The following is a 12,145-nucleotide window of genomic DNA, read 5'->3' on the forward strand; positions in this document are numbered from 1 at the left end:
TTGCGATAGCTAATCTTCTGGAGATTTCAAAAGGGTTCGAATTTGAAACATTTTTGGGTGCTCGATGCGCTCCCGAAATGCCCCGAAAAGTGGAGACGCGCGCCGTTGCTTGCTCTGCGGGAAGTGGCGTGAACCTTGCGGAGGGCAGGCGCATAGAGTAGCCCAAAAATAACATAAAGCTAACAGTTAGGAATTCGAATGTAAACAGTGAAAGCTTCGTGGCAGCAAAGAAAATCGTCAAATTGTTAGTGCGGTAATGACGGCCGAGGGCGCTGGCACCGGGAGACAAGACGTGAATACCAAATGTCGGGTTGTAATCGCAGAGGATCACGATCTGCTGCGAAATGGTCTACATTCGATGCTAAGTGCGCAAGCCGACTACGACGTCGTCGGCGAAGCGCGGGACGGCAAGGAAGCCTGCCAGCAGGCGATGACGCTCGCCCCCCATCTGATCCTGATGGATCTGTCGATGCGGGGGATGAACGGTATCGACGCCAGCGCGACAATCAAACGGCGATCGCCGGGCATACGGATCATCGCGCTCACAGTGCATCAAAGCGAGGAGTACGTGAGGGAAGCGCTGCGTGCTGGCGTCGACGGTTACGTGCTGAAGGACGTCTCGTTCGAGGAGTTGCTGGTCGCGATGCACTCGGTCATGCAGGGCAAGAAGCATCTGAGTGCAGACGTGTACGGGTACATGGTCGACTCGTTCGTCAGCGGCCGCGAAGCGCCCGCACCGAAACATGCCTGGGACGTGCTAACGGCGCGCGAGCGTAGCGTGCTGAAGCTGATCGCGGAAGGACGCACCAACCGGCAGGTCGGACAATATCTGAACCTGAGTCCGAAGACGATCGAGAAGTATCGCGCGAGCATGATGCACAAGCTCCATATCGCCAACCTGACCGAGCTGGTTCTCGTTGCGATGAGCATGGGTTTGCTGACGTCGCTCGCCGCCAAATGCGCTGAGCCGGACGTGGACGATGAGCATTTGCCGGAACGCTCCGATCCGGCGCCGGGTTCGGGCCCAGGCGGCGAAGAGCCCGAATACAGGCTGGGCGAGACCGGAACCTGAGTGCGGCGAGGGCGGCGCTAGCGCGTCCAGGTTGCGCTGACGAGGGTCCCGGTCGCGGCGGACGACTCGATCGAAAACGCGCCGCCGTGCATCTCCACGCGGTGCTGCATGCCGATGAGTCCCAATCCCGTTGTATACGCATCGTCCGTGGCGAATGGATGGTTCTCGTAGCCAACGCCGTTGTCCTGAATCGTCAACATCAAGCGGGCTGCATCGCCGCGCAGGCTGAGGGAGATTTCGGTAGCCTCGGCATGCTTGACGGCGTTGTTCAGCGCCTCCTGTGCCACTCTGAACATGTCTGCTTTCAGATGCTCAGGCACGTCCTTGTCCGCGACATCGCAGTTGAACACGACCGACATCGCCTCCGTGCCGCGTTCGATGCGCCGGCACAGCGAACCCAATGCCGCGGGCAGCCCCAGTTTGTCGAGCATGAGCGGCCTCAGTTCACCGCATATCTGCCGCACGTCGCCGATCGTTTCGCGGATCCTGAACACGGTCGCATCCAGCAGTTGCACGGCATCATCGACCTGCCCGCGACGTATGCGCATCAGCGCGTCCTCTGTCATCAGCTTGACGAGGGTCAGTGCCTGGCCGAGGCCGTCATGCAACTCCGAAGCAAGACGCTGGCGCTCCTTCTGCTGGCCCATCATCAGATACGTCTGGCACAACCGCTCGCCTGCATCGAGCGGTTCGGCGGGGGCGGCAGAACCAGGCTCGAAAATCAGCGGCTCTTCGAAAAGCGTCAGCAAGACGCTCGAATTCATCTCTTTCGTGGGGACACATTGCTGATGCAGTGCAAGCCGCGTTGGGTGACCGGTTCGGCCGGTGAGCACGGCGCTGAACGAATGAAACTCGCGCGCGGCGCTGGCGGACAATTCGTCTGCCAAGGCGGTATGAGCGTCGTCGGGCGCAAGGTCGACGAGACCCTTGCCGACGAGTTCGGCGCTCGAATAGCCGAGCAGTGCGGCGGCGCTGCGGTTTGCCGACACGAAGGTTCCATCGGGCGTGAGAATCGCGAGCGCCGCGCCACGCGCGTCCGTGACGACGCCTGCGTCGGCTTGGCTGGAGCAGGCCGCACTACGAAGCTTGCGCATTGCTTCGATCAGATCGAGCAATCTTACCTGCGGTCCCCCTGGCTGAATCTCATCCATTGGAGCTCCCCGATGCGTCGATATAATCAAATCGTAAGACTATCGGGATTGTAGGCCGTGATCGATGCGGGCCGCAACGGGGAATTTGTGGGCTCGTCGTGTGGGGACACTCCCATTGCACGGTGCGGGTTTTCCATCAAGCGGACATACCCTACCGCCGTTTGGGGTCCCTCATCCAATGACGCTCGTAGGCAAATTCCTGACACTGGGTTCGCGAGGGTGTGAAAGCGCCGCGACCTGCGCATCGCGAGAAGCGACCTTTCTCCTCATTTTTGGAGACCGGTATGAACAGGACTGCAAAATTAAGGACCGGGGTGCTGACGGCCATGGCACTCGCGGCAACGGCGGCATGGAGCGCACCCGCCGACGACGCCGCCGTTGCCGATCCTCACATGCATCATCACATGATGGCGGGCATGACGACGCGCACGACCGCACAATACACGCTGCCTTCGGTCGACCTCGTGCGCGATGACGGCAAAACCGTTTCGCTCATCGACGAGTTGAACGATGGCCGTCCGGTGATCGTGACGTTCATCTACACCACCTGCACGACGATTTGCCCGATGACCAGCCAGACGCTGGAGAAATTTCAGAGTGATCTGGGCAGCGACCGCGACAAGGTCCATATCGTCTCGATCTCGATCGATCCGGAAGAGGACACGCCTGCACGTCTCAAGGCCTATGCGGCCAGGTTCGAAGCCGGCCCCGAGTGGCAGCACTATACCGGCACGGTCGAGGCGAGCATCGCGGCGCAGCGCGCATTCAACGTTTATCGGGGCGACAAGATGAATCACACGCCGGTTGCATTCCTGCGCGCCGCGCCGGGCAAGCCCTGGCTGCGCATCGACGGCTTTGCCACGCCATCGGAACTGCTCGCCGCCTATCACGATGTGGTCGCCTCCAACTAGGCCTGCAGCGCCCAGCAAGGAGCGACGAAATTGGAAAAAAGACATCGTGTGCTGATTGCCGAGGACCAGCATTTATTGCGCAGCGGCCTTTGTCGCATGGTTTCCGAACTGGACGACTACTGCATCGTCGGCGAGGCGAGCGGCGGGATCGAGGCCCATCGCCTCGCCAGGGAGACGCTGCCCGATCTGATCCTGATGGATCTGACGATGCCCGGCGGCAGCGGCTTCGAAGCGATTACCGCCATCAAGCGCGAGTCCCAGCGCATCCGGATCATCGTCCTTACCGTTCACTGGAGCGAAGACCATGTGCGGGAGGCGTTCGCCGCGGGTGCCGATGGCTACGTGGTCAAGGACGCGTCGTTCGATCAACTGGTCCGGGAAATGCGTTTCGTGATGCAGGACAAGCGCGCGGCCGTCGCCAACCGCGTCAGTGGAGGGGCGCACGGATCGCAGGAGGACTTCGCCCACAAGGCGCAGCTCTGGAACGCGTTGACGGGCCGCGAACGCACGGTGTTGCGGCTCGTGGTCGAGGGGCACACCAACCGGCAGGTTGGCGAGTGCCTGAGTCTCAGCCCCAAGACCATCGAAAAGCATCGCGCGAACCTGATGCGCAAGCTCGGCATCAGAAACCTGAATGGCCTCGTGCGCATTGCGATCGACATGGGCGTGCTGTCGTTGCCCGACGACGAGCATGTGTGAAATCCCTCCAGACGGGATGGCGCAACTGGAGGGTCTTTACCCATGTCTTTGGACGGCACTCCCTACTTCTTGCCCGTATCGACCTGAACAAGAATGCATTCAACGGCTTCAGCGGCGCTGAAGCGGTGAGTCGATACATGGGGGAGCCGTGCATAGCGAATCGACCTCTATCCAACGCGGTGTGCAGATGCCCGAGTCAGAGGCGCCGCGGCGTTGCGCCGGTTTTGCGGCGCCGGCACGCACGTGCGCGCGCCGCGGCTTCACGCTGCTCGAACTGCTCGTCGTGATGGTCATCATCGGATTGCTGGCCGGTCTCGTTGCGCCCCGATATTTTGAACAGGTCGGCAAGTCGAACGTCAAGGTCGCGCGTGCGCAGATCGTGTCGCTCGGCCAGGCACTCGATCAATACCGGCTGGATGTCGGAGAGTATCCGACGACCGAAGAAGGCCTGGAGGCGCTCGTGGCGAAGCCGCAGAACGCCACGCGCTGGAGCGGCCCGTATCTGCAGAAGGCGGTGCCCGTGGATCCGTGGGATCGCCCGTATCAGTATCGTTCGCCGGGCGACCACGGCGATTACGACCTGTATTCGCTCGGCAAGAACGGACGCGGTGACGGCACGGGCGAGAACGTCACGATCTCGTCGTGGTAGGGACGCGCCGCAGATGGGTTGTCTGCAAGGAGAGTCGACGTGAAGTACGTGCTGCGTGTCTTCGATACGAATGGCTCGGTCCAGACGCTTCGCATCGACAGCGAAACGCCGGGGGCAGCCACAGCACTCGCGCGTTCCCGCGGTCTGCGCGTCGTGTCGGTTCGCGCCGAGCGCGGCCGGCGGCGGCATCGTGCGAACCGGCTGGGGATTCCCGGCGGCCGGTTCAACGTCGAACTCTTTGCGCGCGAGCTCGCCGCGCTGCTCGACGCGGGCGTGGGTGTCGTCGACGCATTGCGAACGCTTGGCGGCAATGAACGCCGGGAGACGTCGGCGCAAGTGTATCGCGACCTTTTGCGCCAGCTCGAAGAGGGGCAATCGCTGTCCGCTGCACTCGAGCACGCAAGCCATATCTTCCCGCTGGTTCTGGTTGCGTGCGTAAAGGCCAGCGAGCAGACCGGCGGTCTCGCCGATAGCCTCACGCGTTACTCGCGCAACAGCGCGACGCTCCACGAACTGCGTGCACGCGTGGTGTCCGCGGCGATCTATCCGACGGTCCTGCTGTTCGTCGGCGCGGCTGTCGTCCTGTTCCTGCTCGGTTTTGTCGTGCCGCGTTTCGCGAGCCTTCTGGAACACAGCGGACGCGAACTGCCGCTGCTGTCGCGCATGCTGATGGCCTGGGGCGGTCTGGTGCACGCGCACGGGTCCGGGCTGTCCGTGAGCGTCGCGGTGCTGGCCGTGGCGAGTGGCTTCGCATTGCGCCGTCCGTTCGTGCGCAACTGGATCGCCGATCGCATGCTGGCGCTGCCCGGTATCGGGCAACACTTTCGCGTCTTTCGCCAGTCGCAGTTCTATCGCACGACGGCCATGCTCGTCGACGGCGGCATTCCCGCAGTGAAGGCCTTCGACCTTGCGCAGGGCCTGGTTGGACGAGCGGACCAGGCGGCGCTCGCGGGCGCACTGCACCAGGTTCGCAACGGCGCGAAGATTTCGGATGCGTTTCAGGAGGCGGGGCTCGCCAACGCAATCGCGTACCGTCTGTTGACGGTCGCGGAGAAGACGGGCGGTCTCGGCCCTGTGCTCGACCGGATCGCGGCGTTCCAGGAGGCGCAGGTGTCGCGCACGATCGATCTGATCTCGCGATTGATCGAGCCCGCGATGATGATCTTCATCGGCGTGGTGATAGGCGGCATCGTCGTGCTGATGTACATGCCGATCTTCGAAATTGCGTCGAGCATTCAGTAGCCCGAATTGGGGAGGCGCGTGGATACCATCATCGCCCAGCCGGATGGCGCACAAGCCGAAGCGCGCGCAGATCTGCGCGACGCACTGAGAGCGCTCGGCGAGCGGCATGGTTCCGGCATTCGCGCGCTCGAGGAGCTGATGGCGCAAACCTCGCTCAGCGCGGACGAACTGCGCGTGCAACTGGCAGCGCTTTTTCGCATGAAGTCGATCGGTATGCGCGAGCTGAATCAGCTCGAACCGGATTTCGAAGTGATTTCGTTCGTCGACGCGATGACTCGCCTCTGCGTGTGCTTCCACGATCCAGACGCGAATCACGGGCGGCTGTTCGCGATTGCCGATCCGCTCGATGCGCGCACGCGCGGCTGGGTCGAGCATCGGATGCGCTCGCAGCCGGGCGTCCCGTATAGCTGGGCGCTCGCGAGCGCGGGAGACATCAATGCGTACCTGATCGTGCGCGAAAAGGACGTGCGCGCGATGGACTCCCTCGCGTTCGACGACCCGATCCAGAAAACGGTCGATCCGGCCTCGCTGGCGCTGACGCTGCAGGGCATCAGCAGCGACGACAGCCCTGTTGTCAGACTGCTCAACTCGACGATCTACGACGCGCTGAAGATGATGGCGAGCGACATTCACCTCGAATGCCGCGCGAATGGGCTGATGATCAAGTGCCGTGTGGACGGCGTGCTCGCGGTGGTCGGCCGTGCCGAGGGACGCGACGTTGCGGACCAGGTGCTCTCGCGCGTGAAGGTGATCTCCGAGCTCGATATTGCCGAGCGGCGCGTGCCGCAGGACGGCCGTTTCAAGGCGCAGTACGCGGGGCGTGAAATCGACTTCCGCGTGTCGATCATGCCGAACCAGTTCGGCGAGGATGCGGTGCTGCGGATCCTGGACCGCTATCAGCTTTCGCAATCCGCGGGCGGTCTGACGCTCGAGGCTCTCGGCTTTCAGGAGGGCGATACGCGCTTCATGCGCAAGCTCGCGTCGATGCCGTACGGCATGCTCCTCGTCACGGGGCCGACCGGCAGCGGCAAAACGACGACGCTCTACGCGATTCTCACGGAAATCAACAACGGTCTCGAGAAGATCGTGACGATCGAGGATCCGGTCGAATACCAGTTGGGTGAAATCCTGCAGATTCCGGTCAACGAGGCGAAAGGGCTCACGTTCGCACGCGGATTGCGCTCGATACTCCGGCATGACCCGGACAAGATCATGGTCGGGGAAATCCGCGATCCGGAAACGGCGCAGATCGCGGTGCAGGCCGCACTGACCGGGCACCAGGTATTCACGACCGTACACGCAAACAACGTGTTCGACGTGATCGGCCGTTTCACCAACATGGAGGTCGACCCGTACAGCTTTGTTTCCGCGCTCAATGGCGTGGTTGCGCAGCGCCTGTTGCGGCAATGCTGCCCGGACTGCGTGACCGAAGACAGGGTGGACACGGAAACGCTCATCCGCTCGGGAATCGACCCGGACGCGGCGGGCAGTTACCTCTTTCGCCGCGGCGCCGGATGTGGCGCATGCCGTGGCAGCGGCTATCGCGGACGGCGCGCGATCGCCGAGGCCCTGCGCATGAACGACGAGCTGCGGCAACTGCTGTCGGAGCGCGCGCCACTCGGCCACATCAAGGCCGCGGCGATGCGCTACGGCATGCAGACACTGCGCGTCGCCGCGATCGATCTGCTGAAGCGCGGCGAAACGACACTCGAGGAGATCAATCGTGTCACGATGGTCGAATAGTCCGGTTGCGATCGGCGTCGGCACACGCGAGATCGTCGTCGGCGCACGTGCGCCTGGATTGTGGCGCCCGCGCAAGCACCTGCCATCCACAGCGCCGGCCAGCTTCGCGATTCCCGAAGACCAGTACGGCACAGAGACAGGTTTGCTCGACGCGCTGCGCGCTGCGCTCGTCACCACGCCCGGCGCCGATGCAGGTGATGCGGATGACGCAGTTGAGAGGGCGCCCCGCGAGGCGAAGCCGTCGACGCGCAACGCACACGTGGTGCTGGACGACTTCTGGGGCATCCACGCGATATTGCGCGGCGACTTTCGCACGCTGCGGCCGCGCGAGCTCGAAGAGGTCGCGCTGGCCCATTTCACCGATACCTATGGGATCGACGGCGAAACGCTGCTGGTGCGCTTCTGCGTGCAGCAGGGCGGCCGTGCGCTGTTTGCGAGCGCGATGTCCCGTGCGCTTCATGACGGCATTCATGAAGTCGGTGCCTCCGGACATGTGCGGATATCGCGCTTGAAACTGGGTCTGCCTGAAATGCTCAATGGCATCGACGTGGCGGCGGGCGGCGACGCACTGCTGATGTTCGTCGCCGAGGAGTTGATGCAGGCGGTGATGATCGAGCGGCGCGGCTGGGCCGCCTACGATGCGCAGCGCCTTTTTCCCGGCGACGCGGGCAATGCGTCACGGCTTGCCGAACTGGCCGAGCAACTGTTCGAACGCTCGGCGACTCGAGCGGGCCTCAAGCGGGAGGACTGCACGATTTATCTGTTTGGCAACGACACCGACCCGGCGCCGTTCGAAGCGCGTTTTGCGGCGGCGATCCGGCGGGCACAGCCGGCGACGGACCACTCGCCCGCGCGCAGGCTGATGGAGTATGCGCAATGATCCAGGTTCTCGACATCGACTTCGGCAGGCGGCGCGTACGCACCGGGACGAGCGGCCTGGTCCTGCTGTGCGTCGCCGTTCTGCTGCTGCTCGCATGCGGCGCGCGGCTCTGGCATGCGTATGCCGAGAACGATCGCGTGCAGGCACAACTCGACGCCGCGCGGCATCGGACGTTCGCGCAGAGACACGCGGTGACGCCGGCGCCCACACCGGCTGCCAGGCTGGCGGAAAAGCAGAGCCTGTCGGTACTGCGCGAACTGACCGTACCGTGGCAAGACCTCTTCTCGATCGTGGAAGATTATCCGGACCATGACGTCGCGCTGATCGGCATCGATCAGAACCCTGCACAGAGCCAGATTCGCATCACGGCAGAAGCGAAGAATATCGACGCGATGATTGCGTATCTGAAGTATCTGCAGACGAGCGTGCTGCTGCGCGAAGCTGTACTCAACGATCATCTGGTCGAGAGCAATGTGCCGGGCAAGCCGGTTCGTTTTCAGGTCACCGCCGTCTGGAGGAAGTCATGAACGCGGATCAGTTGCGGGACAGGCTGCTGACACTGCGATTCGAGCTACGGCGCCTGTTCGGCCTGCCTGGATTCGTCGGCATCCTGATGATAGTCGCGGCGGCCCTGATGTGCGCCGAGATCTCCAGCGTGGAGGCCGATACGAAGGAGATGCAAGCCCCGGCCCATGTCGCACAGGCGGCAAAGACGCGCCATGCAGCCGGCGAACACGGTGCGGAAATCGACACGGTAGCGCTCGAGGCCTGGCCGGAACTGTTCCCGCGCTTTTCGCAAAGTGCGGATGATATCGCGTCGATATTCGAGCAGGCGCGCGGCAGCAATCTGACACTTGGGTCTGCAGAGTACCAGGTAAGCACGGATGCGGGCGCGCGCTTCACGCGCTATCAGGTGATGCTGCCCGTCAAGGATCAGTACAGCGCGATCCGGCATTTTCTTGCATTGGTGCTCAACAACGTGCCGAACGCAGCGCTACGGGAAATCCATGTGGAACGTCCGGCGGTGGACGGCAATATTCTCGACGCGCGGGTGCGCTTCGAACTGATTTACCGGAGCGCCCAGCCATGAAACCCGCTCTGCCCATGCGTGTGCTGCTGGTGTTTTGCGCAATTGCGGCCGCTGGGGCAGGGTATCGCGTGCTGGTCGCGGCACGCCAGATGCCGGCGCAAGTCGCCGCGCTCGACAGCCAGCATCGCAACGACGCGCACACGCGGCCAGATGCCAGGCATCGCACGCACCTGTCCGAGGCGGCCGCGAAACCTGCGGAGCCAGCATCCGCGGCGCAGGCCTCGGCAGCGGCGGCGGCCCACGCGAAGCTCCTCTCGTTGCGCGCGCCGCTTTCCGTCGAATCGGCCCATGATCCCTTCACGGCTTCTTCGTGGCTTCCGCCGCCGCCCGTCGAAGTGCCGGCCGCGCCGGTGCCGCCCCCTCCGCCCACCGCGCCACCCGTGCCTTTTGCCTACGTGGGGCAACTCGATGCAAAGGCGGCCAAGCCGCAAGTCTTTCTCAGCAACGGGGACCAGTTGCTGATCGTGTCGCCAGGCGATGTGATCGACAACCAGTACCGCATCGAGTCGGTGTCGGAGTCGGACGTCGTGCTGACCTATTTGCCGCTGCACGAAAGACAGGTGGTAGCCATTCCACGAGGGGACAAGTAAATGAAAACCTCACGCACACGGGGTGCGGGCCGCAACTCAGACAGCGGTCCATCGACACGCCTCTCGCCAGTCAACCGGTTCCCTGTCGCATGCCCGGGCGCGATGCAGGTTGCGAGAAGGCGCGCGCTTGCGATTACAGTGTCCGTGCTCGCATTTGGCGGCTGCATGCATATCCCCAATGTTCACGACGATCCGACCGACGCGCAGGCGAAGGTCGACTATCTGAACCAGCGCAATGCTCAGGTCAAGACGCTGCTCGATCAGGCTGATCAATACCGCAAGAACTACCAGTTCGACGAAGCGATCCGGAATCTCTTCCAGGCGTACGACATCGATCCGACCAATGAGCGCATACGCAAGATCGGTATGCAGATCGATCAGGACCGCAAGGATCTGGCCATTCTGCAGGAGGCCGATCGCATGATGAAGCGCGGTGCCTATGCGCAGGCGGCTGAGCGGGTGCACCGTGTGCTGGTGGAGAACCCGACCAATACGCTTGCGCAGCAGATGCAGACGGAACTCAACGCCAAGCTCAGTCAGCAGCGCGCCGAGCGCGATGACAAGCTTGCGGCTTCGTCGATTATGCAGAAGCCGGTGACGCTACAGTTTCGCGAAGCGAACGTGCGTATGGTGTTCGAAGCGTTGTCACGCACGACGGGGTTGAACGTGATCTTCGACCGCGACGTCCGCGCCGATCTGAAGACGACGATTTTCGTGACGAACGCGTCGGTGCAGGACACGGTCGACATGATCCTCATGCAGAATCAACTCGACAAGAAGCAGCTCAACGCGAATACGCTTTTCATTTATCCGGCCACCCCCGCCAAGCAGCTCGAATATCAGGAACTCAAGGTGCGCACGTTCCAGTTGTCGAACGTCGATGCCAAGCAGATCCAGCAGTTGCTCAAGAGCATTCTGAAGGTCAAGGAGGCCGTGATCGACGAGCATGCGAATACCGTGACGGTTCGCGGCACGCCGGACACGATCAAGGTGGCCGAGGAGATGATCGCCGCGCAGGATCTTCCGGATCCCGAAGTGATGATGGAAGTCGAGGTGCTGGAAGTCTCACACGAGCGCCTGACCGATCTGGGAATCGACTGGCCTAACTCGTTCACGATGTCGACCCCGAGCACCGCGACGACATGGGGCCTGCTGCATCATTTGACGATCAATGAACTGAATGTCAGCAGCCTCTCGGCCACGGCGAACTTCAAGCTCACCGATACCGACGCGAATCTCCTTGCGAGCCCGCGCATCAGGACGCGTAACAATGAGAAGGCGCGCATCATGATTGGCGATAAGGTACCGGTGATTTCGAGTTCCAGCACGCCGAGCACGAGCGGCCCGTCTTATACGCAAATGATTCAGTACCTCGATGTTGGCATCAAGCTCGAGGTGCAGCCACGGGTCTATCGCGATGGCGACGTCGGCATCCAGCTGAATCTCGAAGTCAGCAACATCACGAATACGATTTCGAGCAGCAATTCAAACGGCCTGAATTCGCTTGCCTATCAGATCGGAACGCGCAGCGCCTCGACGAGTCTGCGCCTGCGCGATGGCGAAACGCAGATACTCGGCGGCCTCATCTCGGATGAAGACCGTAGAAATGCCAACAAGGTGCCCGGTCTTGGCCAGTTGCCGGTGCTGGGCAGGCTGTTTTCCAACCACCAGGGCGACCACGTCAAGACGGAGATCGTGTTGCAGATCACGCCGCACATCGTGCGGCCGCAGCTTGCCGCCGATGCGGATACGCAGGAGTTGTGGTCGGGCACCGATGTCAATGTGCACGCCGATCAACTTCGGCTCGATCCCGTCGTGGCGAACGCGGCAACGTCCGTGGCGACTGCGGCGAAGCCGATGCCGGGCATGGTCGGCGGCGGCACGGTTGGCGGCGCGTCTTCGCGAGGAGGCGCCGAGGCGTATCCCGCGCTGCCGTCGCCTTCGAACGGCGCGTTCGGACAGATGGCGCCGCCGCCGCGCACGACGCCGCCGCCCGAACCGTACGGTGGACGCTTCTCGCGAACGCCCACGCCGCAAGCGGCTCCCACGCCGCAGTCCGCCCAGAGCGCAGCGCCGGCACCGGCCGAGCCGTCGGCAGCGGATCAGGCGGGCGGCGAA

12 protein-coding genes are annotated in these 12,145 nt (G+C 62.9%); 11 read left to right on the top strand and 1 reads right to left on the bottom strand.

The window, feature by feature from the left end; genetic code table 11:
* Positions 1-292 precede the first annotated feature (292 nt).
* Positions 293-1,072, top strand: coding sequence for a response regulator transcription factor (locus tag M3I54_RS35825; protein WP_254344340.1), 780 nt, complete (start codon positions 293-295; stop codon positions 1,070-1,072).
* 17 nt (positions 1,073-1,089) lie between these two features.
* On the opposite strand, the gene M3I54_RS35830 is transcribed toward M3I54_RS35825, so the two are convergent.
* On the bottom strand, positions 1,090-2,223 hold the full coding sequence (locus M3I54_RS35830) for an ATP-binding protein (RefSeq protein WP_254344342.1): 1,134 nt from the start codon (positions 2,221-2,223) through the stop codon (positions 1,090-1,092).
* Between the two features lie 284 nt (positions 2,224-2,507).
* Between M3I54_RS35830 and M3I54_RS35835 the strand changes: the two genes are divergently transcribed.
* The 10 genes from M3I54_RS35835 to M3I54_RS35880 all read left to right on the top strand — a co-directional run.
* On the top strand, positions 2,508-3,134 hold the full coding sequence (locus tag M3I54_RS35835) for an SCO family protein (protein ID WP_375542271.1): 627 nt from the start codon (positions 2,508-2,510) through the stop codon (positions 3,132-3,134).
* 48 nt (positions 3,135-3,182) lie between these two features.
* Entirely contained in the window at positions 3,183-3,833 is a 651-nt protein-coding gene (locus M3I54_RS35840; RefSeq protein WP_254344344.1) for a response regulator transcription factor, read from the top strand.
* A 187-nt stretch (positions 3,834-4,020) separates the two neighbouring features.
* A complete protein-coding gene (gene gspG, locus M3I54_RS35845) occupies positions 4,021-4,482 on the top strand; it encodes a type II secretion system major pseudopilin GspG (protein ID WP_254344345.1) in 462 nt (153 codons plus the stop codon).
* A gap of 39 nt (positions 4,483-4,521) precedes the next feature.
* Positions 4,522-5,724, top strand: coding sequence for a type II secretion system F family protein (locus M3I54_RS35850; RefSeq protein ID WP_254344347.1), 1,203 nt, complete (start codon positions 4,522-4,524; stop codon positions 5,722-5,724).
* 18 nt (positions 5,725-5,742) lie between these two features.
* Positions 5,743-7,467, top strand: a complete 1,725-nt coding sequence (locus M3I54_RS35855; protein WP_254344349.1) for a GspE/PulE family protein — start codon at positions 5,743-5,745, stop codon at positions 7,465-7,467.
* Complete coding sequence (locus tag M3I54_RS35860) at positions 7,448-8,347, top strand: hypothetical protein (RefSeq protein ID WP_254344351.1); 900 nt, start codon at positions 7,448-7,450, stop codon at positions 8,345-8,347. The genes M3I54_RS35855 and M3I54_RS35860 overlap by 20 nt, the downstream gene beginning before the upstream one ends.
* On the top strand, positions 8,344-8,874 hold the full coding sequence (locus tag M3I54_RS35865; RefSeq protein ID WP_254344353.1) for a hypothetical protein: 531 nt from the start codon (positions 8,344-8,346) through the stop codon (positions 8,872-8,874). Before M3I54_RS35860 ends, M3I54_RS35865 begins: the two co-directional genes overlap by 4 nt.
* Positions 8,871-9,437 carry a hypothetical protein gene (locus tag M3I54_RS35870; RefSeq protein WP_254344355.1) on the top strand — a complete coding sequence of 189 codons (567 nt, stop codon included), beginning with the start codon at positions 8,871-8,873 and terminating at the stop codon, positions 9,435-9,437. The genes M3I54_RS35865 and M3I54_RS35870 overlap by 4 nt, the downstream gene beginning before the upstream one ends.
* Positions 9,434-10,027 (top strand): hypothetical protein, encoded by a 594-nt coding sequence (locus tag M3I54_RS35875; protein WP_254344357.1) that lies wholly within the window; start codon positions 9,434-9,436, stop codon positions 10,025-10,027. The genes M3I54_RS35870 and M3I54_RS35875 overlap by 4 nt, the downstream gene beginning before the upstream one ends.
* Positions 10,028-12,145 (top strand): secretin N-terminal domain-containing protein (locus M3I54_RS35880; protein ID WP_375542272.1); only part of this gene is annotated, 2,118 nt, incomplete at its 3' end.

The sequence above is a fragment of the Paraburkholderia sp. CNPSo 3274 genome (assembly GCF_024206475.1).
In the GTDB taxonomy this organism is placed as follows: Bacteria; Pseudomonadota; Gammaproteobacteria; order Burkholderiales; family Burkholderiaceae; genus Paraburkholderia.